Source organism: Klebsiella sp. CTHL.F3a, assembly GCF_019890895.1.
In the GTDB taxonomy this organism is placed as follows: Bacteria; Pseudomonadota; Gammaproteobacteria; order Enterobacterales; family Enterobacteriaceae; genus Klebsiella; species Klebsiella grimontii.
Window position 1 is genome coordinate 1,057,399 of the sequence record NZ_CP082360.1, and the last position, 24,284, is coordinate 1,081,682.

Here is a 24,284-nt window from a genome sequence, read left to right on the forward strand (position 1 = left end):
TTTGCAATGAAACGCTTAGAGATTAAATATCGGGAAAATTACCCACAGTAAAGAGATAGACTTTATTGCCCAGAAATAACCGGTATTTACTTTTTCTCTGGTCGTGATAAATATATTAATTAGCATAATGAAAATTATGGAAATAATAAGATTAATGAATGACAGGGTGGCCAGCGCACAAGCAAATGCCGCGCCTGCGCTGAAAAATCCGCCTGCGAGTTTATTCCTGACATTAAGAGAGACCAACACCATCAGCAGCCAGGGATATAAAGAGAGTAGTGTGCCAATTATTCGCCTGTAGCGAGGGGAACCGTTTTCAAAAAGGATCATTCAGGCTGCTCTCCATGCTTATATTGCAACTCCGTTCTTAAACTACTATAAGCGAGGCCAGCTATCAGGGGAATAGATTATAAATAATTGGGTTGTTGGACGAGAGATAATTATCCCCGGTTACGGATGGGTTTCCGGGGATAATATTATCAGGCCAGGTCTGCCATCAGCACCTTGGAGCGGCGCTGATAGTTGTACATCTCTTTTTTGCTCTCCGGCAGCAGGTCGACGTCGACCGGCGTAAATCCGCGCTCCTGGAACCAGTGAATGCTGCGGGTTGTGAGCACAAACAGCTTGCTGAGGCCCATTTGCTTCGCCTGCGCGGCAATGCGTTCGAGCAGCACTTCGCCGCGCGATGAGCTGCGGTAATCCGGATGCACCGCCACGCAGGCCATTTCGCCGATCTTCTCTTCCGGGAAAGGATAGAGCGCGGCGCAGGCGATGGTGGTGTTGTCGCGCTGAATAATGGTGAATTTGTCGATTTCCATCTCCAGCTGTTCGCGCGAACGCCTGACCAGAATGCCCTGCTGCTCCAGCGGGCTAATCAGCTCGAGGATACCGCCGATATCGTTAATGGTGGCGCGGCGGATCTGCTCGGCGCTCTCCATCACTATCTGGGTACCGATACCGTCGCGTGAGAACAGCTCCTGCAGCAGGGTGCCGTTTTCCTGATAGCTGATCAGGTGGCAGCGGCGTACGCCGCTGCGGCAGGCTTTTACCGCGCCGCGCAGGAAGCGCACCGTGCCGGAGCTGTAGTCTTCATCCGCTTCCATCTCTTCGACGCGCGCCTGGGCTTCGTTGGGGAACAGTTCGGGGACGATCTCGCCGTCCTGATTGTAAACCCCCTGCGATGAGCAGAAGCCAATCATCTTTTCAGCTTTCAGCTTAATCGCCAGCTGGGTGGCAATCTCTTCGGAGGTCAGGTTAAAGCTTTCGCCGGTGACCGACACCGCAACCGGGCCCATCAGCACGATCGCGCCGTTATCCAACTGGCGGTGAATCGCTTCTTCATCAATGCGGCGAATGCGCCCGCTGTGGCAGTAATCCACACCGTCGTCCACGCCTAACGGCTGCGCGATAATGAAATTGCCGCTGACCACGTTGATGTGAGCGCCCTGCAGCGGTGTGTTGTTGAGGCTCATCGACAGGCGAGCGGTAATTTCCAGCTGCAACATGCCCGCCGCCTGCTTAACCAGCTCGAGCGTTTTAGCGTCAGTCACTCGGGTTTGTTTGTGATAAACCGGCTCATGGCGATGTTCGGCCAGATTGGCGTCAATCTGCGGACGAGCGCCATAGACCACCACCAGGCGAATGCCCAAACTGTGAAGCAGACCAATGTCGTTGACAATACTAGAGAAATTATCATGCTCAATGGCTTCTCCGCCCAGCATGATGACAAACGTTTTACCCCGATGGGCGTTAATATAGGGAACAGAATGGCGGAATCCCTCTACCAGTTCGGTGCGACGTTCCTTCACCATGACACAACCTCAATGCATGATTATTCGTAATTAATGTATTTTTATTCTGTTTTGTCGGCAAACGCAAGCCCCAATTTTGGACGGAGCCAGGAAAAAGGTGTGAGCCAAATCAGGGTGTCAAAGATTGTTTACCCTTTTATAGATGACAGGTTATACGCCTTTCGTTAAAGTTTCCGGTCAATCTGTTTGTTTTCAATACGAATGATTTCTTACTGCTTGGGAGTGGCATGTCGGGATACAAGTCAGGATTAAGCCGCCGCCGTTTTTTACAAGGGGCGGGCGCCATGTGGTTAATGAGTGTGAGCCCGGTTGGCCTGGCTGCCGCGGCGCAGGTGGTTGCCGTACGCGTATGGCCATCGTCGACCTACACCCGCGTGACCGTGGAGTCCAACCATATCCTGAAATATCGGCAGTTTGCGCTCAGCAATCCTGAACGTCTGGTGGTGGATCTGGAAGGGGTTAATCTCAATTCCGTACTTAAAGGCATGGGGGGGCAGATTCGCGGCGACGACCCCTATATTCAATCCGCCCGCGTGGGGCAGTTCGATCCGCAAACCGTACGCATGGTGTTTGAGCTAAAACAGAACGTGAAACCGCAGCTGTTCGCGCTGGCTCCGGTCGCCGGGTTTAAAGAGCGTCTGGTTATGGACCTCTATCCCGCTAACGCCACCGACGTGCAGGATCCGCTGCTGGCGCTGCTTGAGGATTACAACAAAGGCGATCTTCAGCGGCAGGTTCCGCCAGCGGAGAGCGGGCCTAAACCGGGTAAAGCCGGGCGCGATCGGCCCATTGTTATCATGCTCGATCCCGGCCACGGCGGCGAAGACTCCGGCGCGGTGGGGAAATACCGCACCCGCGAGAAAGACGTGGTGTTGCAGATTGCCCGACGGCTGCGCGCGCTGATCGAGAAAGAGGGCAATATGAAGGTCTATATGACCCGCAACGAGGACGTTTTTATCCCGCTGAAGGTCCGCGTCGCCAAGGCGCAGAAGCAGCGCGCCGACCTGTTTGTCTCTATTCACGCCGATGCCTTTACCAGCCGTCAGCCCAGCGGATCGTCGGTGTTTGCCCTGTCAACCAAAGGGGCCACCAGTACCGCGGCTAAGTATCTGGCGCAGACCCAGAACGCCTCGGATCTGATCGGCGGCGTCAGCAAAAGCGGCGACCGCTACGTCGACCACACGATGTTCGACATGGTGCAGTCGCTGACCATCGCCGACAGCCTGAAGTTCGGCAAGGCGGTGCTGGAAAAGATGGGCAACATTAATAACCTGCACAAGAACCGGGTTGAGCAGGCGGGCTTCGCGGTGCTGAAGGCGCCGGATATTCCATCGATTCTGGTGGAAACCGCGTTTATCAGTAACGTCGAAGAAGAGCGTAAATTGAAAACGGCGAAATTCCAGCAGGAAGTAGCAGAGTCGATTCTGGCAGGGATTAAAGCCTACTTCGCCGACGGCGCGACGCTGGCAAGGCGAGGGTAACGCAACAGGAAAAGGATATGGCTCTACTGAAGAGCGCCCACGGCGGCAATATCCGCGAGGCCGCCGCGCTGTTGGGCATCTGTGCGGAACAGCTGCTGGATTTTAGCGCCAATATCAATCCGCTGGGGATGCCGGAAAGCTTAAAGCGCGCCATCATCGACAATATGGCCTGCGCCGAACGCTATCCTGACGTTGAGTATCAGCAGCTGCACCTCGCGCTGGCGGAACACCATCAGATCCCCGACTCATGGATCCTCGCCGGAAACGGCGAAACTGAAGCGATCTTTACGCTGGTTCAGGGTCTCAAGCCGCGCCAGGCGATGATCGTCACTCCGGGCTTTGCCGAATACCGCCGGGCGCTGCAGTCGGTGGACTGCGCGGTACGGGAATTTCTGCTGTGTGAAGAGGATGGCTGGCAGCTCACCGGGGCGATTCTTGACGCTCTGACGCCGGATCTGGACTGTTTGTTTCTCTGCACCCCGAACAACCCAACCGGTCTGCTGCCCGAGCGCCGTCTGCTGGAGATGATTGCTGAACGCTGTAAGTCGCTGGGAATCGCCCTGATTCTCGATGAAGCATTTATCGATTTTATCCCCGATGAGCCGGGGTTTATTCCGCTACTGAGCCGCAACCCGCACGTGTGGGTGCTGCGTTCGCTGACTAAGTTTTATGCCATTCCCGGCCTGCGTCTGGGGTATCTGGTCAATGGCGATGCGCGAGCGGTGGCGAGAATGCGCGAGCGTCAGATGCCGTGGTCAATCAACGCTTTTGCCGCGCTGGCCGGGGAAATTATTCTCCAGGATAGCGTCTATCAGCAGAAAACCTGGCAGTGGCTGGCGGAAGAGGGGCAGCGCTTTTACCATCAGCTGCGCCACGTTCCCGGTCTGACGGTCTATCCCGGGCAGGCCAACTATCTGTTTCTGCGCTGCGACGTGCCGGATCTGGATCTGCAATACGTGATGCTGCAACGGCGCATCCTGATCCGCAGCTGCGCTAACTACCCCGGGCTCGACGGACGCTACTTCCGCGTCGCGATCCGCAGCCAGCAGGAGAATACGCAGCTGCTAACGGCTTTCAGGCGGGTTTTTAACGGGTAGATGTTCCGGGCGTCTGCCGCCATTGTTCGTCTGCGTTCTTCCCAGTGGCGCTGCGCTGACCGGGCTACGGGTTTACAGCCGTCTGCGGTCCGGTAGCCCGGGTAAGGCGCGCAGCGCCGCAACCCGGGGAATGCGCCGGGATTAATGCATCGGTGCGGCTTATCCCCGCCTCGCTCTGCGCTTAGCCGGGCTACGGATTCATAGCCGTCTGCGGACCGGTAGCCCGGACAGGCGCGCAGCGCCGCCTCCGGGGAGGTATGGCTGCTGTAGCGTTAGCGAAGCTTGACGCCGCCCTGCACCATGCGCAGCAGATGTTGCCGGGGCCAGAGCTCGCTAAGCCTCGTTTCCTGCAGCCGCCGCTGCAAATACTCAATATCGTGACGCTGGCGGTCGAGCATCAGGCCGACCACGCTGCCGCTGTGCGCCACGTTAATGCCGTATAAATCGCACTCTTCCACCAGCCCCCGCAGCGTATCAAAACCCGGCTTCGGCAGCAGATGCTGGCTGGCGATGGCGCTCAGCGTCGCCGCCTCGCCCATCCGTCGAGGATCGTCGGTCTGGCAGGCCTGCTGAACTTTCTCCCAGGCCTGATGCAGCGCGGCGGAATGGGCATGCAGCTTTTCGAGCCGGGGAAGGCGGTGGTAATCGGTGGTCAGCAGCGTGGCGGGGCTTTCCAGTACCAGCAGATCGAGCTGAGGCTGGCAGCTGCAGGCAATTTGCGTGGCGGCGGTGTTGTGGTCGAACAGGGTCAGCTGGCGGAACAGGGTGCTGTCGGTGGGTTCCAGGGAAACGCAGAGCCGGGCGAGGGTGGCTTCATCCAGCGGATGGCCGAGATGATGCGCGGTGGCCACCGCCGTCGCGGCGATATCCGCGGTGCTGCTGGCCATCCCCTTGGCGACCGGAATCGTAGAGCAAATATCGATCCGAATTTCTTTGCTCAGCGCTGGCGGATAGCGCCAGTAGCTCAGCAGTCGGTCAACCATCGCCCGCGACAGCGGGCGTTCATCCGCGCGAGGCGAACCGTAGTCCACCTCGACGGTGCTGTACCAGTCAACGGGGCAGGAGACCAGCTTCTCGCTGCCGAGGATCCAGCCCTGGATAAGTTCCCCACAGGAGGCGGGGCATTGTGCTACGGCCACGTATTCACCTTTTTACCCGTTATACTTCAAGCTACAGGAGCGTTGGCTGCTCTCATTCACCCCAGTCACTTACTTATGTAAGCTCCTGGGGACTATGAGGGACATCCCTGTCCCTCACTAAAGCCAGCCTTTGGCTGTTCAAATTCGTTCCAGACGAATTTGTCACTCGTTTGCCGCGTTACTCGGCCTGCGGCCTCGCCCCTACGGGGCCAGCGCAAGCGCTGTTCAAAGCACAAGTGCTTTGTCCTGTAACTTGAATTATTTAGGGTAAAGTTTCAGAATTTTAAGCGCATAGTGTCATGCCGATCCCGTTATTACCATGATTCACCGCAACTTGCCGGACGGCGAGCTCAGGCTGAAACGGTTAATGTCTGCGCTTCGGGAAGCGCGAGGCGCATCACGTCGCGGGCAATCATCAGCTCTTCATTGGTATTGATGACCGCCACTTTGACCAGCGCATGTTCGGCCTGAATAAAGGTGGCGTTGTGCTGGTTTTTCTCTTCATCGACCGACAGCCCGAGGAAATTCAGGTTATGGCAGATGGCGCTCCTGGCACGGGCCGAGTTTTCGCCGATGCCGCCGGTAAAGATTAGCGCATCAATTCCACCCATCTGCATGATATAGCTGCCGATGGTGGCGCGAATACGCTCGGCAAATAGCGCCAGCGCCAGGGCCGCCCGACGATTACCGCCGTCCGCCGCCTGTTCGACATCGCGATAATCGTGTGAGACGCCGGAAACCCCCAACAGGCCGGATTCGTTATTCAGCAGCTGATTCAGCTGCTCCGGCGTTTGCCCCTCATGCAGCGCCAGCCACGGTAAAATCGACGGATCGATATCACCGCTGCGGGTGCCCATCATCACCCCGGACTGCGGCGTAAAGCCCATTGAGGTGTTCACCGAACGCCCGCCTTTAATGGCGCAAACGCTGCTGCCGTTGCCGAGATGGCAGCAAACCACGCGCAGAGCGCTCAGCGGCACGCCCAGCTTTTCCGCCAGCGTCGCGCTGACGTACTTATGGCTGGTGCCGTGGAAGCCGTAGCGGCGAATGCCCAGCTCGCTGTAGTAGCGCCACGGCAGCGGATAGATAAACGCGCGCTCGTCCAGCGTCTGGTGAAAAGCGGTATCAAACACCGCTACCGACGGCGTATCGGGCAGCAGCTGGCGGAAGACTTTGATTCCCAGGGCGTTAACCGGGTTATGCAGCGGAGCCAGCTCGGCCAGACGCTCGATTTCCGCTAAGCTTTCATCGGTCACCGGCGTCGAATCTTTAAAGCGCTCGCCGCCGTGCGCCACGCGGTGGCCGACGCCGTCAATATCCTGCAAACTCTCAATAATGCGGTAGCCGAGGAGCTTTTCCAGCAGCAGCGTGACGGCTTCGCGATGATCGGCGATCGGCGCCGATTCCCGCCATTTCTGCGCCGGCGTTTTGAGGGTCACCTGGGCGTTTGCCATACCGATACGTTCAATCAATCCCTGGCAGAGCGTCTCGCCCTGGGGCATTTCCAGCAGCTGGAATTTTAACGATGAGCTGCCGGCGTTGATGGCCATTATTTTGTAAGACATAGGGGGTCCTTCGAATTCAGAAAATCCAGCACCGCGTCGAGTCCCGAATTGTTCAACGCGCTGGTAACAAAAATCCGCCCGGCGCCAGCCTGCGTAAGCCACTCCGCGATGAGCGATATCCGCTGCGGGTCGGCGAGGTCGGCTTTGGTGACCAGGCCAATCGTCGGGCGATTCATCGGGGCGGTAAACCCAGGCGAAAACGGCGACCACTGGGCGTCGGCGTTCAGTACCAGGGCGATAACGTCAGCCTCGCAGGCGCTGGTCAGTAGAGCGCTATACAGGCAGCGGTTCTCCAGATATTCCCCCGGCGTATCGATGGCCATCGGCGACCATTCGATAGCCTGGGTTTTCTTATAATGGAGCGCTTCACCGCGCAGGCTTTGCGTTAGCGAGGTTTTGCCGCACTGGCTGGGGCCGATAAACATCAGGCGCTTCATTGCGCTACGTCCGGGTGATTGCGCAGGTGGTGAACTGCATCATCTCGCCCAGAGTGCGCGTCACCTGCTTGAGGGCATATTCCACGGCGGAAACGTCGCCGGTCAGCACCACGGCCCCGGTAAAACGGTCGAGAAAACCGATCTCCACCGCGCCGGATTTGGTGGCGATATCACAGGCGATAATCGACGCCTCGCTGGGGGTAATGGTGAGGATGCCAATGGCGGAAACCGCATCCTGCAGACCGAGCTTCTTAAAGAGATCTTTTCCGGGATTGGCAATCAGGTGCGCGAGGGTGACCTGTTTCCCCGGCACGTACTCCTGAATCATGCGATCCGTTGTCGGCTGTCTTTCCATTATCCCTCCACCATCTGTCGCCACATCGCTTCATGCGGGCGCGGGATCACTGAACGATAAACCAGTAGCCCTTTTTCGCCCGCGCTTTCGCTGGCCACCGTGACCGCGTTATTGACGTCGGATACGTCGCCCGCCACCACCATGTAACATTTACCGCCGATGCCGAAGGCCATATGCACCCGCACCAGGGTGACGTTTGAGCCTTTCACCGCCCGATCGGCGGCGCTGATGCAGGCCGCAACGCTCCAGGTTTCAACGATGCCTACTGCCTGGCGCTTATCTACGCTGTTCAGGCCGCTGATGGCCGGAAGTACGCTGGGATGAATATTCGCCAGCACCAGGCTGTCAACGAGCATTTCGCTGGCCTGCGACGCGCCAGTTTCAATGGCCTGCTGGATAGCGCCGATATCTCCGCCGAGCATCAGCAAAAACTTACCCGGGCAGATAGTCTTGCTGACCAGCAGATTGACGTTGGCGCTTTTCAGCATCGCATCGCCGAGCTCCATTCCTTTGGCAATGCTGGTGAGTTCTAAAATTCCTATAGCCTGAGACATGGTTAACCTCTTACCACCGTGATGGCCTGTTCGCTGATGGCCGCAACCACGCCGTCGATGCTGGCGTGAATCGGCGCGCCTAATACGCCTGCCGGGATATCGGCAACGCATTGCCCGCGCGTAACGCGTTCTCCTACCGCAACGTTGGCTACCGCGCTGGCGCCGATATGCTGGCGCAGCGGCAACGTCACGGTTGCGACCGCCGGTTCGTCTTCCACCAGCGGCGCCTCCTGATACCAGGGGCTTAGCCCCAGTTTGGCGATCAGCCGCTTCACCGGCACCAGGCGATATTTCGCCATCTCATCTGCCGGATAGAGCGGCCCTTCGTAGCGCTGGTTTTGCGCCCGCAGCTCGCGTTTGAGCATGCGGTTGATGCGCATCGGCGAGATCCCCACCGGGCAGGCCACGCTTTCGCAGACGTTGCACTCTGAGCAGGTGAGGGCGCTCAGCAGCAGCTGCGGCGTGGCGGCCTGATGAAAGTTCACCGCCCGTACCAGCAGGTGCGGAGAGAGTTCGTGGCCGATCAGATGCCGCGGGCAGAGATCGGTACAGAGTCGGCACTGTTCGCAGACGGTGCGGGCCACGGAAAGCACCGTGCGCTCATCCTGCATCCGTCGCTGAATAAGCGAATGGCTTTTCGGCAGCACCAGCAGGCCGCCGGTGGTTTTGGTCACCGGGCTATCGAGAGAGGTAATCAGGCCGCCCATCATCGGGCCGCCGTTAATAAAACCGGGGTCGTCGACCGTCGCGCCGCCCGCCAGCGCCAGCACTTCGCGCAGCGACATGCCGATGGGGACGGTGACGGTCAGCGGCCTGGCGACCGCGCCGTTAACGGTCAGCGTCCGGCGGGTCACCGCAAACTGCTGCTCGACCGCGCGGGCCATGTTGAGCACCGTTTGCACGTTATTCACCACGACCCCGACGCTGGCCGGCAGCGCGGCGGGCGCGACCCGGCGACCGGTCGCCAGCCAGATAGTCAGCACCTCATCGCCTGCGGGATAGACATCGGGCAGAATATGCAGGCGAATACCGGCAGGCAGCAGCGGGGTGAGCGCATCGATAGCCCGGCGGTATTTCTCTTTCAGGGCAATCACCCCTTCGCGCGCGCCGGTTGCCGTCATTGCGTATTGTACGCCGCGGACAAGACGCGCAGCCTGCTGCCACATCAGCTGCTGGTCGACCTTGAGCATCGGTTCGCACTCGGCTGCGTTCACCAGAAAAATCTCTACCTGCGCCTGCAGCTTCACGTGGGCGGGAAAACCCGCGCCCCCCGCGCCGACCACGCCCGCTGCGCGAACGCGCTCACGGATGTCATCAGCGCTCAGGGCCATTTCAACAGCGTTGACGGCGTGACTCATAGCAGTTCCTCCAGCAGTTCCCGAATCTCCTCGGCGCTGGCCGGGCGAGGATTGGTGCGTAGCGTGACGTCAGCCAGCGCGGCCTGCACCATCGCCGGAATGCGCGCTGAAAATGTGGATCGTCCCTCTTTCAACGCCACCGCCAGCGAAGGCAGCGCGCAGCGCTGCTTGAGCCGTTCGATTTGCTGGATCAGGGCATTGATCGCCGTAACGTCGTTGGCCTCTGGCGGGCAAAATCCACAGGCTTTTGCCAACCGCGCGTAGCGTTTGGCAGCACGGGGAACAGCGGCGTTAAAGCGGATAACCGTGGTTAACAGCAGCGCGTTGGCAAGACCGTGCGGGAGATGAAACTGTCCGCCAAGCTGGTGCGCGATGGCGTGGTTAAGCCCCAGTCCCGCCTGGCTGAAGGCCATCCCGGCAAGGGTTGAGGCGTTGTGCATTTTCCCGCGCGTCGCCACGCAGTCGCCTTTTTCCACCGCGGTGGGCAGATACTGAAACACCAGTTTGGCGGCTTTTTCCGCCAGCGCGTCGGTAAAGTCGCTGGCGTGCGGAGAGACCCACGCCTCCAGCGCGTGGGTCAGTACGTCCATGCCGGTGTTGGCCGTAATCTGCGGCGGCACGCTGACCACCAGCTCCGGGTCAAGGATCGCCATATCGGGATAGAGCGCGTTGTTAAACAGCGGATACTTGATGCCTTTATCCGGGTCACTAATCACGCAGGCGCTGGTCACTTCCGAACCGGTGCCGCTGGTGGTTGGTATCGCCACGCAGGTTTCGATATTGATGCCGCTCTGCTGGCTGAACCAGACGATAGCCTTCGCCGCATCCATCGCCGAGCCGCCGCCGAAGCCGATAACCACTTGTGGCTGCAGAGCCTGCATTTGCGCAATGCCCTGCGCCACGGTGCGGATGGTGGGGTCCGGGGTTATCTCGCTAAAGACGCTGATGCGGTTATCTGCGGGTAATGCGTTGCGCAGGGTCTCCAGCAGCGGCGAGCGCGCAAGAAAGCCATCGCAGATGATCCAGATGTGCTTGTTGGTAAAGCGCCTGAGCGCCGCCAGGCTACCCTGACCGCTGTACAACCGCGTTTGTAGTGAGAAAGTCTTCATCGCGACCTCGGTTAGCGAATGGAAAAGCCGTTGGTCAGCACGCAGCGACGGGAGCGGGCAAAGGTGCGCGCCGAGGTCGTCCCTTCGCCGGTCGGCGTGGCAATGGTAAAGGTGGTAAAGCCTTCACCGCCGACGCCGATCCCGGCATAAGAGGGGCCGTTCTTGACGAAAATCGAGGTTTGCAGGGTGCGGGCTGCGAGGTTCAGGCGCGACACATTTTGCGAGTGCATAATGGCGGTATGATGCAGTCCCTCTTCAACCTTCAGCGCCAGGGCCAGCGCGCTATCGAAATCGCTGACTTTCACTATCGGCAGCATCGGCATCAGCTGTTCGCTGGTGACCCACGGGTCGTCGGCGTTGACGATAGCGATCAGCAAGCGCGGCGCTTTCGCCGGAACGGCGATCCCGGCGGCTTCCAGCAGCGCCGATGGGCTTTTTCCGACCAGCTTCTTATTGGCCAGGCCTTCCGGCAGGCAGGCGGCGCGGAGCTTGTCGGTATCGGCCGGGCTTAGCAGCAGCGCGCCGAAGGTTTGCATTTGCTGTACCAGACGTTCAGCGACGCTCTCCACCACAATCAGGCTTTTCTCGGCAATGCAGGGCAGGTTGTAATCGAACGAGGCGCCGTTGATGATATCCTCCGCCGCTTTGACCAGGTCAGCGGTTTCATCAACGATGCAGGGGGGGTTGCCCGCGCCAGCACCAATCACTTTTTTACCGCTCTTCATGCCCATCGCCACAATGCCGGGGCCGCCGGTAATAGCGAGGACCACAATGCGCGGATGGGCCATCATCTGTTGGGTCGCTTCAAACGTCGGTTCCGCTACGGTGACCACCAGGTTGCGGATGCCGCAGCAGCGGAAGGCAATCTCTTCAATCAGGCTGATGAGCTTGAGTGAGACCTTTTTCGCTCCCGGATGCGGGCTGAAGTAGACGCTGTTGCCCGCCGCCAGCATGCTGATGCTGTTGTTGATGATGGTCTCCGTTGGGTTGGTGCTCGGTGCGACCGACCCGATTACGCCAAACGGCGAATACTCAAACAGCACCATACCGCCGTCGCCGGTCAGCGCGGTGGTGGTGAGATCTTCCACACCGGGGGTGTTGTCCAGCGCAGCCTTGTTTTTCAGGTATTTATCTTCTTTGTTGCCCATTCCCGTTTCATTGGCGCTCTCTTCCGCCAGCGCGGTCAGCAGCGGCGTCAGCTCCTGACGTATCGCGCTGATGATGGCGCTGCGGGTTTTCAACGGGCACTGCTGATAACGTAAGAACGCCTGGTGCGCGGCGTCGATGGCCTCGCTGACGGACTGGAAAATCCCTTTGCCCTGCGGCTGGATCGGCGTTTGCGCTGGCGTGGTTAATTGCTCGCTAAGAATGGTGCGAATAAGGGTTTCGAGTTCAGAAGTATTCATTGATGAGTTCCCACATTAATGGCCGCGATGGCGGCCAGTGCTATGTCCATGTCCTGCTCAACGCTGCCGCCGCTGATGCCAAGACCCCCGATTAATAAGCCGTCGCGCCACAGGGCGTAACCACCGCCAAAGGTGACCACTTTTCCCTGTAAATGCGTTTCGAGGCCATAAAGCGCGGCGCCCGGCTGAACCACATCGCTCAGCTCATGGGTCGCCGTTTTCATCGCCACCGCGGTCCAGGCCTTTTTCGGCGCCAGTTCGCTGCTGACCAGCAGGGCGTCCGGCATCCGCCAGGTCACGGTCTCGGTACCGTGGGCGTCAACGATGCTGATCACCACCGGCACCTGTAGCCGCTGCGCGCGCTCGACGGCGGCGCGGGTGAGCTGGTGTAGATCGTGGAATGAGAGGGCCACGGGCGTCGTCTCCTTACTGCGGCTCGGCTGGCTGGCGGCCAGATAGCGCCGGCTTATTTCACGGATAAGGTTGTTCTGGTGCGCGTCGCTATCTTCGGCGCGGGCCAGGGCGTACAGGCAGTCTGATAAGCGATTGATGTAGCGCATCAGCACCTGGCGCACATTGACTTCCGCCGCCAGCTCCACCAGGCGGCGTTCGGCCCGGCGGGCCAGCGTACGGGCAAAATGCAGGCGGCTCGCAGCTTCGCAGCGGCCGGGTAAAATAAAGCTGTGCAGCGGTTCGACGCGGGCCATGGCCCGATCGATGGCGGCTTCCAGGGCGGAAATTTCTTCGCTGCTGATGTAGCGCTGTTTGGGCGACGGCCGTTCGCTGTCGCTGGCCAGTTCCGCGCTAAACCAGAAAATTTGCTGCTGGATGGCCTCGAGCAGGGCGCGGTGATTTTCATCCGCGGCGGCGCAGGCGCACAGGCTCAGCGCGGCATTCAGCTCGTCCAGCGTGCCGTAGGCTTCAACCCGCGGATGGGTTTTACTCACCCGCTGGCCGGTAAAGAGTGAGGTGGTGCCAGCGTCGCCCGTTCGGGTATAAATCGCCATATTCGCTCCTTAACGTGAAAGCGTATCGACAATGCCGACGACGGCGAGGTCGATGGCCTCGTTTGGCCCGGAAAAAACGTGCCTGGCGCTGGAGCCGCCGCTGAGCAGAACCAGCTCGCCGATCCCCGCGCCGACGGAATCCACGGCGACTTCATCGCCGGAGGTGGGCGAGGCGGGAAGTTCGCCATCGGCGCTGACCCTCCGCACAAGCAGCAGCTTTTTCCCGACCAGGGAAGGCGATTTTTGCGTGGAGACAACCGCGCCCGTGACTCGTGCCAGATGCATGATTTACTCCTGCTTAATTAATTGAATATTCCGCGCGCGCGCCGCGTCGCGCGCCAGGGCGGTCACGAGGCATTTGCGCTGAATAACCAGACGCCCGTGACCTAGCGGCGCGACGTCGCGATAGCTGAGCACCGAACCGGCGTGTAAAACCAGCGGCAGCCCGCGTTCGTCGGCAAAGGTCAGCGGCAGGCGAGCCAGTTTTTTAACCGGGATAACCGGCAGCAGCTGGCCGTGCAGGGTGAGCTGCACGCGGATGCCGAAAGCCAGCGCATCGTGAATGTTGCGGGCGGCGGCATCGTCGGTGTCCGCCTCCGCCAACTGGTTCAGCAGCGGCAGGTCGACGAGCAGGATGCGCAGCGACGCGTGCTGGCAGAACAGACTCCGGCAGTCGGCATCACGCAGTTGCGCAACGCTCAGCGTCGCCGTGCTTTCGGCACGCCGCTGCAGCCGGGAGACGATCGTCTCCACAATGCGCTGCAGAAGTTCAGCGTTCATCGCGGGCCTACCAGCCGGGCAAAGACCTGCGGGCTATCGGCCCCGGCGGCGTTAGCCTCATCGGTATCAATATGCATTTCGAGGCGCATGTCCGGCGAAACGCGAACCGCCACGTTGTTGAAGATAAGCCCGCGCTCGTCGCCTTCAATGGCCACCGAAACTCTGTCGCCGTGGGCGACCCGCAGGATCAGCGCATCGAGCGGCGACATATGAATATGCCGCTGCGCGACGATAACCCCTGACGCCAGCTCCAGCTCGCCAAAAGGGCTGACCAGGCGGATGCCCGGCGTGCCCTTGAGGTTGCCGGACATTCTCAGCGGCGCCGCAACGCCCAGGGTTCTGGCATCGGTACGTGAGATTTCCACCTGGCTTACCGAGCGCAGCGGGCCGAGCAGGCGTACATTTTTCAGTTGCCCCTTCGGCCCCACCAGGGTGACGGTTTGCTCCGCGGCATACTGTCCCGGCTGCAGCAGCGCTTTTTTCTCGCTGATGGGATGGCCGGGGAACAGGCGTTCGTAATCCGCCGCGGACAGGTGGATATGACGATTTGAAACCCCCAGCGGGATGGGCCGTAGCCGCATCTCGTCGAGAACTTTACTGACCGTTGATTCCAGAAGCTGTTTATCCATTACGCCTCACCTCGCTTGCCGGGGTGAATGCAAAGCGAGCGCGGCTCGCCCTTCTGGCGCGGACATTTCGGGTCCAGACACAGGTTGCAGCTAACCAGACCCTGTTCCTGCGGGAGCGCTTCGGAAACCCTATCTGCCGTCTCTGACGCTTCAGGCTCAGGTTGCATGACGGAGAGAGGGGGCGTCTGCGTGCGCAGGATCCCTTCTCCTGGCCTGGCGATGACTTTGTGGGCCACCAGGCCATTTCGCTGTTCGGCAAACTGCGCACCGGTGGTGATAGCCGCCTGCACGGAGGCCACATCACCGGTAATTTTAATCACCGTCCAGCCTGAACCATTGGTCTTTTCGAGGGCGACCAGCGTGATAGAAGCGGATTTCGCCATGATATCGGCGCAGCTAATAGCCAGTGCCAGACCACAAACTTCAAGTAATCCCAGTGATTGCTTCACGCGGTGCTCCTTATTCGCCATCAATCAGGCTGATTTCGGTAAAATGGCCTCAACGTCGCTGTGCGGACGCGGGATCACGTGGCAGGATTTCACTTCACCCACTACGCTTGCCGCCGCGCTGCCCGCGTCCACCGCCGCTTTGACCGCGCCGACGTCGCCGCGAACCATCACGGTCACCAGACCAGAGCCAATTTTTTCGTAGCCAACCAGCTGCACGTTGGCGGATTTCACCATGGCGTCGGCGGCTTCAATAGCGCCCACCAACCCTTTTGTTTCAACCAGTCCCAGTGCGTTATTCATCCTGCTGTTCTCCTGTTGCTTAGCGATTCAGGTCCCGGAAAGGGACCCCTTTGACCAGCCGTGCCGCGTTATTACCGGTGTTGCGATAGGCCTGACTGTCCTGATGATGCATCAGCGTAAAAAGCGGCGCCGATGCGGGTAAATTCTTGTAGTGCACGACCAGCGTATGGCGGTCGCAGGCGATGCCCACCAGCAGCGGCGAACTGCGCGCCGCCTGCCAGGCGCTGTCCACGACCTCTCCGGCCGGCTGATGCTGGAGCAGGAAAGGGATGCCTTCCTCTTCAATGCCCAGCAACACTTCGCGCCACAGGCCGTCGCAGCCGTCGATGGCGGTAATGACGATGGCCGGGGCGCTGTGCTTACTGTCCATGCGCAAACTCCTTATGCCAGGAGAGAATCAGCCCGGTGGCCACCGCGTTTCTCGGGCCTTCGCTGCCGCGAATATTTCCCCGCCCGGCAACCAGGCGGTAGTGCGCCAGCGCATCGGTGACCAGCTGCGGGACTTCGAAATCCAGCGACGAGCCGCCGACCAACACCACGAACGGAATATCGCGAATGTTGCCGGTCGGGCTGACCTGACGCAGCGCGCGCAGGGCGTTGGTGACAAAGACCCGCTCTTTGGCGCTGCGGCGAATGGCGCGTACTTTTTCCAGTGCTAAGTCGCCGGGTAGCGGCACCAGTTCCTCCGGTTTCACCACGCAGACACGAGCGAATACAGCGGGAGGCAGCGGCGTTGAGAAGAACTGCACGCTGCCGTCCTCGTGGCGCAAATGGAACAGGCTTTCGACCTTAGCCAGCGGGTATTTCTTGATCTCTTCCGCCAGATAGCGGTCTTCCAGCCCCAGCTCGCGGGCAATGATCATCGTCACCATATCGCCTGCTCCGGCGAGGTGGGTGGCGATGATTTCGCCTTTAGGGTTGATGATGGAGGCATCGGTGGAGCCTGCGCCGAGGTCGAGGATCGCCAGCGGTCGGGTGGTGCCCGGCGTGGTCAGCGCGCCCAGGATGGCGGCTTCGGCCTCGGCGCCGCCGATCTGCACGTCGATATTAAGCTTCTGCTCGATCTCGCGGGCGATCATCGCCATCTGCAGGCGATCCGATTTCACCATCGAAGCGATGCCGACGGCCTGCTCCAGCGAGAACTCCCCGGCCAGACCGCCGGTGACGCTCACCGGTACCGAGGTATCAACGGCCAGCAGGTCCTGGATGAATATTTCGCTACTCGGCTTGTTGGTCAGCTCGGCCATGGTCTGGCGCACGTGTTCCAGCATGCCGCCGATATTGGTGCCAGCCTCGCCGGTGACGTTATCGAGCCTGCCGCAGCCGTCGACCGCTTTCATGATGGCCTCGGCGCCGGCGGCGACATCTACGCGCACGCTGCGCCCCTGGGCCAGCAACGCCAGGTTACCGGCGGGGATCGCCCGCGCTTTGACATCGCCGGATGGCGTTTTGACCACCACGGCGGAACGGTTGCCAATCAGCGCGCGGGCCATCGGGACGATGTTTTTCGTCTCCTCCGGGTTGAGGTTGAATACGGTAGCGATGCCGTAAGGGTTGGAGAGGGTTTCGATAACCTTCCCCGGAACGGCGACTTCAATCGCCGCCAGCATCCCCAGCGGAATGCGGTCGATGTACAGCACTTCGTCAACGATTGGCAGCGGTTTTTCCAGCCGGTTGCTGACCAGCACGCCGTCGTCGCGCTGCAAAATGACGCCGGTAATCTGATACCCGGCGCGCAGGGAGGCGTTGATAACGTTCGCGATATCGGCAAAATCGAAGGTCGATGACACCACCAGGATATAGGGGGCGTCCGCCGGGCGGGTTAACAGCTCCTGCGGCGTAATAGTGATGCCAACGCCAAGCCCCACGCCGCCGGGCGTTTTCGGGTTATGACCGATCATGGTCGATTCGGTGATGATGGTTTCGGTAATGGTTTCCATCGCCACATCGCCAATCACCGGCGTGGCTTCGTTAATGCGGATGAGCGAAATATCGCTGACATTGATCCCCGCGCGCTTTGCAACGAGAGCGAGGGCCTCCTGAATGCCGAACACGTTACGCAACGTGCCTTTAATCCCGGTGGTTTCCGCTAGCGCGCTATGTGTAATCGTCAGCGCGCCGGCCGCATCCAGAGTCGCCAGGGCGACTTCCGTTGATGAGTTGCCGATATCAATGCCAGCTATATATCGCATTGTTTACCCCTAAAGTTAATCGTCGCCTTTAAGTTTCTTACGCTCGACGTACAGCGTGGCCGCTTCGCGAACGAAAGCGGCGCAAATCTTCGCCTGATAGCGACTTTCGAGATCGTCGGCGATCGCCAGCAGCTCCTCTTTCGTCGAGCGATAGGGGCGGAGGGCGTTGTAGATTTCAAGAATGCGATCGTCCGGTACCGCGGTCAGCTCGGCGGCGCGTTCGAAGTTCATCGCCAGCCGGTCGCGGCCCGCGTCTTTGGCGATAGACGCCTGTAAGCGCAGGGTTTCCGGGGTGATACGCATATCCTGGGCGGTGACTTTGTTGCTCAGTACGTTTTCCAGCGTAAAGTCGTCCAGCGTTTTATTGGTGGCGGTTTTCACCCATTCCGGGTGCTTGTTCGCCAGCGGATAGTCGCTGACCCTGGCGCTACGGGGCGCGCCGCCAGCCGCCGGAGCCGCCGCAGGCGCCTCGCCCTGCAGGCTATTCATGCGGCTCAATACGTCGCGGACCATCGATTCAATTGCGTCGGTATTCATGGAGTTATCCTTTATCAAAGCGCCACGCGCAGTTCCTGCGGGTTTTTACCCGTCACCACGTACTTGGTCTCTTTAATGTGCAAAATGGCCGATTTCGCCTGGTACTTTGGCCGCGCCATCTGATCATTCAGTGTCGGGACCGGCTGCGGCGATTCGCGTTTCGCATAGCGGGCGGCGTTCTTACCAATCTGACGGTAGGTGTCCAGGGTCAGCAGCGGCGCCTGTGGGAACAGCTCCAGGTTGGAGAGCGGCGGCAGCCCCTGCTGGTGGATAACCGTGGTGCCTTTCGATTGGATGCCGATAGAGATGCCGGAGCCGCTCAGGCGATTGCCCTCAACGGCGACGAAGGCCACGTCGGAGGATTTAAAGCAGCGAATCACGCGCGCTTTAATGCCTTCTTCTTCAATACCGGCAATCACTTCGCGCAGAATGCTCTTATGCGGGATGCCAACGATATTGACGGTCTGCGCCAGGCCGAAAGCCGGGCCGACGGCGATAATCACTTCGTCCTGCTGGGTTCCCTGACGCGCTTCGCCCACTTCGGTCAGGAAGCCGTCGCCGGCAGGCGCTGCGGAGGCAGCCGGCGCATTAAACGAGACCGGTTTATCGCTGCCCTTCATTTCGCTAAGCACGTCTTCAATTATCTGGCGCAGCAATTTTTCATTAATTTCCATTTCTCACCCCTTAATCAATCTCGTTGGGATCAAGAGCGCCAGGGATGTTTTTAATCTCTTCCCAGCGTTCGCCCTGCAGGCGATAACCCGTTGCCGGACCGGCATAATCGTTAACGTCGTTGACGGCTGATAGCACCTGTCCGTCGCCGACGATAATCGCGGAGGTATGCAGATAGTCCCCGGTCAGCTTGGCCTTCTGGATGTTGAGCATGTCCTGGGCCACGTCGGTAAACCCGCCCTGCGCCAGCGCTTTCACCACTTCCAGACCGTTGCGGTTTTGATTGATGATTTCCTGGGCGAACTTGATGTCTTCGACGATGTTACGCTCCGGCATATCTTTCGAACCGTGAGCGTAGGTCGCGGCTTCAACTTCCTCATCAGTAATCGGCGGCAGCCCCATTCCGGCAAACACGGCCTGCAGCGCGCGGGCGGCTTTGTTACGGATGGCGATGACGTCCTCTTCACGAACCGGACGCAGACCGCCGTCCACCTTCAGGTCGCGCTGGATAACGTTGTAGTCGTCAAAGTCTTCGGCGTCTTCGTTGGAGCCGGCGAACATGTTGTCGTAGTTCGGCACCGCGGAATAACCGGAGGAGATGAAGTCGGTTCCCGGCAGGAACTGCATCAGCAGGCGCGCGGTGCGACGCATATCGGAGTGGGTAAAGGTCTGGTCGTTACTGGAGGCGCATTCCAGATCCAGCGACGAGCAGATCAGGTTTTCCGCCAGCACCGCACGAATGCCTGACGGCACCGCAGACGGTACGCCGATGCAGCTCACCGAGCCGTTTTGCAGCCCCTGAACGCCGGCGGCTTTGGTGATGTAGATGCAGCGCGCTTCCAGATAAAGCATGGATTTGCCTTCGGCGTAGCCCATCTGCACTTCCGAGCCGGAGCCGGAGGTGAAGCGCATTTTCAGGCCGCGAGAGGCGTAGGACGAGGCCAGGAAGCCCTTCGACCACGGGGTGTCGTCGCCGTCGGTAAAGACCGGCTCGGTGCCGTAGACGGAGATGGTTTCGGCGTAGCAGGTATGGCCCAGCATGCCGAGCTTCAGCTCGGTGGCTTCTTCCAGCGAGCACTGAGTCAGCACGCCCGGACGGCCTACCTGCGAGCCCACCAGCAGCGCGATGGCGTTAAACGGCGCATAGCGCGCTACCGCAACCGTGGTTTCTTGTTCGTCAAATCCGCGCCATGCGCCTTCGGCGGCGTCGGCGGCAATTTGTACCGGGTTATCTTTGACGTTGGTGACGTGGGCCTGCTGGGACGGGGTGCGGCGAGCGCGCATTTTCTGCATCGCCATCATCATCTCGACCACGTTCATATGCGAAACCACTTCGACGATTTTCGCCGGCGTCATCGCGGTGGTCAGCGGGACGATTTCGCTGCGTTTGACGTTCGGATCGCACAGCATATTGGCCAGCTTGACCGAATCCATCGCCATCACTTCTTCAGCGCGGTTCAGATTGATGCCGTAGCGGGCGATGAAGTGGTCGATCAGGTCAAATTCGCTTACCGGTTTCCCGTCCAGCTCGGTTACCGCGCCGTTAACGATTTTAATCGACGGTTTCGGGTCGTTCGGGCTTTCCATTGCGATAAAGCCTTCTTCGATCCACTCTTTAACGAAGCCGTCCTGATTCACAGGGCGTTTCGCCAGTGCTTCAAATCTTTTCGATCTCATGAATCAGCCTCGTGGGTATCAGATGTAGGACGGGCGATCGTTTTTCGGTTCAGAACCGAGGGTCGCAAGGACGGTTTTGCCGATTTCGCGCGCCGAGATGACCGCCTGGCGGACCGCGCCGGAGTCGCCGGAAATCACCAGAATGGCTTCGTTACTGAAGCTGGTGCCGTGCGCCGGGGAGCTATAGGCCACGACTTCAACGTTGGCTGACTTCAGCGCGGTATCGGCCATCAGTACGCCAACCGAAGCCGGCGCGCCGACGATGATGCCGCAGGCGCGGCCAATCGGCGCGCCGAACGCTTTTTCCAGGGCGTAGCTGGCGCGAGCGGTGTACTGCAGCTCGATATGTCCGGCTTCGTTGCCGTAAACATCGCCGAAGGTGCGGTCGAGCTCTTTCAGGGCGACTTCGATACCGCGCTTAACGTCGGAAACGTCGTTGCCGCCTAAAATAATCAGCGAACCGTGGCCCGCGCCGCCTTTGGTATCGCGCGGAAGCTCAATGCTGACCACTTCGGTGTTGGTGGCTTTCACCGCTTCGTCCGCCGCCATAATGTGCGGGCCTGCGCCGGTGCGGGCGCCGAGAATGCCGATGGAGCGATAGCGTTTTTCAAGCTTCATCGCGTCCAGCAGGGCGGTATCGACGTTGGCGATCACCAGGCCCAGGGTGTCGCCAATGGCGGTCCCGACAAATTCCGTTAAACTGCAGCTTTTTTCTGCCATAGCCGTCTCTCGTATTGGATGGTTTTCAGTAGGGATGGCCTGCTGTTCCGGCGTTGCCACACGGGCAATCACCTGAGCCATGATCTGTTCAACCAGCTCATTGCTGCTCATTGGCTAATTCCCTTCGGTAAGATTTTTTCTACATCGGTGTGAGGGCGTGGGATGACGTGTACGGCTTTCACTTCTCCCACGTTACGTGCGGCGGCGGCACCGGCATCGGTGGCCGCTTTCACCGCGCCAACGTCGCCGCGCACGATGACGGTGACCAGCCCGGAGCCAATCTTTTCATAGCCCACTAACATCACATTGGCTGACTTCACCATTGCATCAGCGGCCTCTATGGCTGCGGTTAAGCCTTTGGTTTCTACCATTCCTAGTGCTTCTTGTTGCATAAAGACCTCGCATGGAGTGTTCCGATAGTTGGGACTATAAGAAGATGCGAGGAAAAAGAATGGCTGACTTGAATTTGATGGTGAAAAAATAGTGGGTGTTTAATAATATAAAATTGTCATTTATAAATTTAATGCAATGATTTTATTATATATTTTTATTTTGTCTTATGTGATTATCTTGTTTTGTATATTCCATATTTACAAATTTATTCATGACGAATTTAATTTTATCTGCTATGCGAGAAAAACTGATTTGTGATGTTTGTTGGAAAAAGAGGAGTTGGTTTTAGCAATATTTTTGCATGCCAAAGGGACAGGTTAATTACAGAATCCACGCGTCAGCGTAGCTCTTCCGGCTTATTCCATGACAATAATTTGTTATTGATGCCCGAATTTTCCGGAGCTGCCGTCGGCAGGTTGCCAACAATTTGTGGAGCGGAGTTCATATAGTGATGCTCGTTGTACTCTACTGCCAGCAGGAGGTTGGCTGGTCAGGACACGAACTCTGCTAAGAAGGTGTCACCATGAATGATTCGTTAAAAGCGCAATGTACCGCCGAGTTTCTGGGCACCGGGCTGTTTTTGTTTTTCGGCATCGGCTGCCTGAGCGCGTTGAAAGTGGCGGGCGCGAGCCTCGGGCTATGGGAGATATGCATTATCTGGGGGCTGGGGATCTCGCTTGCCGTCTATCTGACGTCGGGAATATCCGGCGGTCATCTCAACCCGGCGGTGACCGTGGCTTTATGGCTATTTGCCTGCTTTCCCGGACGAAAAGTTTTCCCCTATATCGTTTCACAGGTCGCGGGCGCCTTTGGCGGCGCGGTGCTGGCCTATGTGTTGTACAGCACTATGTTTACCGAGTTTGAATCCGCCCACCATATTGCTCGCGGCAGTGTGGAGAGCCTGCAGTTGGCGAGTATTTTCAGCACCTACCCGGCGGCGTCGCTGAGCATCTGGCACGCGGCGCTGGTCGAAGTGGTAATCACCTCCATGCTGATGGGGATGATCATGGCGCTGACCGACGATGGCAACGGCGTGCCGAAAGGGCCGCTGGCCCCGCTGTTGATCGGTCTGCTGGTGGCGGTCATTGGCGCCTCAACCGGGCCGCTGACCGGCTTCGCGATGAATCCGGCACGTGATTTTGGACCGAAGCTGTTTACGTGGATGGCGGGCTGGGGCGATATCGCGATGACCGGCGGAAGGGATATTCCGTATTTTATTGTACCGATTATTGCGCCGCTGATCGGCGCCTGCCTCGGCGCGGCGATCTATCGTTATCTGATAGGGAATAACTTACCGTGTAATACCTGTAAATTAGAGGATTAATGTATCGGCTGAAATAGCTAAAAAATTTCATGAACCGGTATCACGAACTGGCCAAAAACGTCTCCCACGGATGGGAGACTTTTGCTATCGTAATATTCTTTTATCGTTGGCGGTAAATGATGATGAAAGGCAGTGAATATTAAAAAAATGTTTTATTTATAACAAAAAATTAACTGAGAGGTTTTATCATGATTTCTGCGAGCACACTGAACTCAGAACTCATTAATAAAATCGCACAGGATTTTGCGCAGGCCACCAGTCTGGCGGTTGTGGTTGTCAATATTCACGGTGATGAAATATCCGAACTGTTTAATTTCACTCCTTTCTGCCAGCTGATGCGCCAGCATCCCCAGCACAGCACCCGCTGCCGAATGAGCGACCGCTGCGGCGGACTCGAGGCCTCGAAAACCGATGCGCTCTGTATCTACCGCTGCCACGCCGGGTTAACCGATTTTTCCATTCCGCTGGTTATCGCCGGGCACCTTGTGGGCTTCGTGCTTTGTGGCCAGGTGCGCTTAAGCAACGACGTTGAACTGGTGGATATCCTCAACGTTGACGACCGCTGGCAGGCTGACCCCGAGCTGCTTAAAGCGTTCCGCGACGTGCCGGAGATGGACTACTCCAGAGTGATTGCCTCCGCGGATTTACTGAAGCTGATCGTCGAGAATTGCCTGAAAAAGCAGCTTAATTTTGTGGTGATTAAAGACAATCCCCTGCCGCCTGAACCCGCGCGCGCCAGCCGGGCGGTCAGCCCCCACGACAGTAAAATGAAGAAGGCGCTGCGCTACATTGACGCCCATTTATCCGACGAGCTTCGCCTGGAAGACGTCGCCGCCCACGTTTATCTCAGTCCCTACTATTTCAGTAAGCTGTTCAAAAAATATCAGGGAATCGGTTTTAACGCGTGGGTTAACCATCAGCGGATGGTGAGCGCCAAAGAGCTGCTTTGCCACAGCGACTGGAGCATCGCCAGCATTGCGCGGAATTTAGGATTTTCGCAAACCAGCTATTTTTGCAAAGTTTTTCGCCAGGCTTATCAGGTCACTCCGCAGGCCTATCGCCAGCAAATTAACGCCAGATCACAAACTGAGTCAATTTAAATGACAATATTTTGTTATTGCCGATTTTTGATATGCCCTCGTATCTGGCTCATTATAAAATGAAAATATCTCATTCAGAGCAATAAATTGTCATAGCGCAACAAAATAATAATGAGAGAACGATAAGCTGCACCAGTTTTTATTTATTTGATGGGATAGAGTGACAACTGAAATGCTTTTCAGAGCGCTATC

27 protein-coding genes are annotated in these 24,284 nt (G+C 58.5%); 4 read left to right on the forward strand and 23 right to left on the reverse strand.

Annotated elements, in window-relative coordinates; genetic code table 11:
• Positions 1–15: 15 nt before the first annotated feature.
• A complete protein-coding gene (locus K7H21_RS05040; protein ID WP_142445209.1) occupies positions 16–330 on the reverse strand; it encodes a hypothetical protein in 315 nt (104 codons plus the stop codon).
• 149 nt (positions 331–479) lie between these two features.
• Entirely contained in the window at positions 480–1,811 is a 1,332-nt protein-coding gene (argA, locus tag K7H21_RS05045) for an amino-acid N-acetyltransferase (protein ID WP_004105227.1), read from the reverse strand.
• A 227-nt stretch (positions 1,812–2,038) separates the two neighbouring features.
• On the opposite strand from argA, the gene amiC reads away from it, so the two are divergent.
• Positions 2,039–3,292, forward strand: a complete 1,254-nt coding sequence (amiC, locus tag K7H21_RS05050; protein ID WP_004124560.1) for an N-acetylmuramoyl-L-alanine amidase AmiC — start codon at positions 2,039–2,041, stop codon at positions 3,290–3,292.
• 17 nt (positions 3,293–3,309) lie between these two features.
• Entirely contained in the window at positions 3,310–4,389 is a 1,080-nt protein-coding gene (cobD, locus tag K7H21_RS05055; RefSeq protein ID WP_172880310.1) for a threonine-phosphate decarboxylase CobD, read from the forward strand.
• A 272-nt stretch (positions 4,390–4,661) separates the two neighbouring features.
• Here the strand turns inward: cobD and K7H21_RS05060 are convergent, their stop codons facing one another.
• From K7H21_RS05060 to pduA, 21 genes are all read right to left on the reverse strand, one after another.
• On the reverse strand, positions 4,662–5,528 hold the full coding sequence (locus tag K7H21_RS05060; protein WP_142470351.1) for an L-threonine kinase: 867 nt from the start codon (positions 5,526–5,528) through the stop codon (positions 4,662–4,664).
• 350 nt (positions 5,529–5,878) lie between these two features.
• A complete protein-coding gene (locus K7H21_RS05065) occupies positions 5,879–7,093 on the reverse strand; it encodes an acetate/propionate family kinase (protein WP_004124553.1) in 1,215 nt (404 codons plus the stop codon).
• On the reverse strand, positions 7,078–7,530 hold the full coding sequence (gene pduV, locus K7H21_RS05070; protein ID WP_223035636.1) for a propanediol utilization protein PduV: 453 nt from the start codon (positions 7,528–7,530) through the stop codon (positions 7,078–7,080). The genes K7H21_RS05065 and pduV overlap by 16 nt, the downstream gene beginning before the upstream one ends.
• 4 nt (positions 7,531–7,534) lie before the next feature.
• Positions 7,535–7,885: a propanediol utilization microcompartment protein PduU gene (gene pduU, locus K7H21_RS05075; protein WP_004124546.1), complete on the reverse strand. Its 351-nt coding sequence runs from the start codon at positions 7,883–7,885 to the stop codon at positions 7,535–7,537.
• A complete protein-coding gene (gene pduT / locus K7H21_RS05080; protein ID WP_223035637.1) occupies positions 7,885–8,439 on the reverse strand; it encodes a propanediol utilization microcompartment protein PduT in 555 nt (184 codons plus the stop codon). The genes pduU and pduT overlap by 1 nt, the downstream gene beginning before the upstream one ends.
• 2 nt (positions 8,440–8,441) lie before the next feature.
• On the reverse strand, positions 8,442–9,797 hold the full coding sequence (pduS, locus tag K7H21_RS05085; RefSeq protein ID WP_049123346.1) for a cobalamin reductase PduS: 1,356 nt from the start codon (positions 9,795–9,797) through the stop codon (positions 8,442–8,444).
• The gene (gene pduQ / locus K7H21_RS05090; RefSeq protein ID WP_004124538.1) at positions 9,794–10,906 is read right to left on the reverse strand and encodes a 1-propanol dehydrogenase PduQ; all 1,113 of its coding nucleotides are present in this window, start codon (positions 10,904–10,906) and stop codon (positions 9,794–9,796) included. Before pduQ ends, pduS begins: the two co-directional genes overlap by 4 nt.
• Before the next feature lie 11 nt (positions 10,907–10,917).
• Entirely contained in the window at positions 10,918–12,312 is a 1,395-nt protein-coding gene (gene pduP, locus K7H21_RS05095; protein ID WP_223035638.1) for a CoA-acylating propionaldehyde dehydrogenase PduP, read from the reverse strand.
• Complete coding sequence (pduO, locus tag K7H21_RS05100) at positions 12,309–13,319, reverse strand: two-domain cob(I)yrinic acid a,c-diamide adenosyltransferase PduO (protein ID WP_004124530.1); 1,011 nt, start codon at positions 13,317–13,319, stop codon at positions 12,309–12,311. The genes pduP and pduO overlap by 4 nt, the downstream gene beginning before the upstream one ends.
• Before the next feature lie 9 nt (positions 13,320–13,328).
• Entirely contained in the window at positions 13,329–13,604 is a 276-nt protein-coding gene (pduN, locus tag K7H21_RS05105) for a propanediol utilization microcompartment protein PduN (RefSeq protein ID WP_004124529.1), read from the reverse strand.
• A 3-nt stretch (positions 13,605–13,607) separates the two neighbouring features.
• Positions 13,608–14,099 carry a microcompartment protein PduM gene (gene pduM, locus K7H21_RS05110; protein WP_142468461.1) on the reverse strand — a complete coding sequence of 164 codons (492 nt, stop codon included), beginning with the start codon at positions 14,097–14,099 and terminating at the stop codon, positions 13,608–13,610.
• Positions 14,096–14,728 (reverse strand): phosphate propanoyltransferase, encoded by a 633-nt coding sequence (locus tag K7H21_RS05115; RefSeq protein ID WP_004124527.1) that lies wholly within the window; start codon positions 14,726–14,728, stop codon positions 14,096–14,098. Before K7H21_RS05115 ends, pduM begins: the two co-directional genes overlap by 4 nt.
• Positions 14,728–15,198 carry a BMC domain-containing protein gene (locus tag K7H21_RS05120; RefSeq protein WP_087829907.1) on the reverse strand — a complete coding sequence of 157 codons (471 nt, stop codon included), beginning with the start codon at positions 15,196–15,198 and terminating at the stop codon, positions 14,728–14,730. The genes K7H21_RS05115 and K7H21_RS05120 overlap by 1 nt, the downstream gene beginning before the upstream one ends.
• Before the next feature lie 3 nt (positions 15,199–15,201).
• Entirely contained in the window at positions 15,202–15,477 is a 276-nt protein-coding gene (pduJ, locus tag K7H21_RS05125; protein WP_001057755.1) for a propanediol utilization microcompartment protein PduJ, read from the reverse strand.
• Positions 15,478–15,496: 19 nt separating this feature from the next.
• Positions 15,497–15,847, reverse strand: a complete 351-nt coding sequence (pduH, locus tag K7H21_RS05130) for a propanediol dehydratase reactivase beta subunit PduH (RefSeq protein WP_004124522.1) — start codon at positions 15,845–15,847, stop codon at positions 15,497–15,499.
• Entirely contained in the window at positions 15,837–17,669 is a 1,833-nt protein-coding gene (pduG, locus tag K7H21_RS05135) for a propanediol dehydratase reactivase alpha subunit PduG (RefSeq protein WP_049114663.1), read from the reverse strand. Before pduG ends, pduH begins: the two co-directional genes overlap by 11 nt.
• 15 nt (positions 17,670–17,684) lie before the next feature.
• The gene (gene pduE / locus K7H21_RS05140; protein WP_004124517.1) at positions 17,685–18,206 is read right to left on the reverse strand and encodes a propanediol dehydratase small subunit PduE; all 522 of its coding nucleotides are present in this window, start codon (positions 18,204–18,206) and stop codon (positions 17,685–17,687) included.
• Between the two features lie 14 nt (positions 18,207–18,220).
• A complete protein-coding gene (gene pduD, locus K7H21_RS05145; RefSeq protein ID WP_004124509.1) occupies positions 18,221–18,880 on the reverse strand; it encodes a propanediol dehydratase medium subunit PduD in 660 nt (219 codons plus the stop codon).
• Between the two features lie 10 nt (positions 18,881–18,890).
• The gene (gene pduC / locus K7H21_RS05150; protein WP_004124506.1) at positions 18,891–20,555 is read right to left on the reverse strand and encodes a propanediol dehydratase large subunit PduC; all 1,665 of its coding nucleotides are present in this window, start codon (positions 20,553–20,555) and stop codon (positions 18,891–18,893) included.
• A gap of 18 nt (positions 20,556–20,573) precedes the next feature.
• Positions 20,574–21,386: a propanediol utilization microcompartment protein PduB gene (pduB, locus tag K7H21_RS05155; protein ID WP_004124503.1), complete on the reverse strand. Its 813-nt coding sequence runs from the start codon at positions 21,384–21,386 to the stop codon at positions 20,574–20,576.
• Complete coding sequence (gene pduA, locus K7H21_RS05160) at positions 21,383–21,667, reverse strand: propanediol utilization microcompartment protein PduA (RefSeq protein ID WP_001183618.1); 285 nt, start codon at positions 21,665–21,667, stop codon at positions 21,383–21,385. Before pduA ends, pduB begins: the two co-directional genes overlap by 4 nt.
• A 524-nt stretch (positions 21,668–22,191) precedes the next feature.
• On the opposite strand from pduA, the gene pduF reads away from it, so the two are divergent.
• Positions 22,192–22,992 carry a propanediol diffusion facilitator PduF gene (gene pduF / locus K7H21_RS05165; protein WP_004105118.1) on the forward strand — a complete coding sequence of 267 codons (801 nt, stop codon included), beginning with the start codon at positions 22,192–22,194 and terminating at the stop codon, positions 22,990–22,992.
• 188 nt (positions 22,993–23,180) lie between these two features.
• Positions 23,181–24,092 (forward strand): transcriptional regulator PocR, encoded by a 912-nt coding sequence (gene pocR, locus K7H21_RS05170; RefSeq protein ID WP_004124495.1) that lies wholly within the window; start codon positions 23,181–23,183, stop codon positions 24,090–24,092.
• The last annotated feature ends 192 nt before the right edge of the window (positions 24,093–24,284 follow it).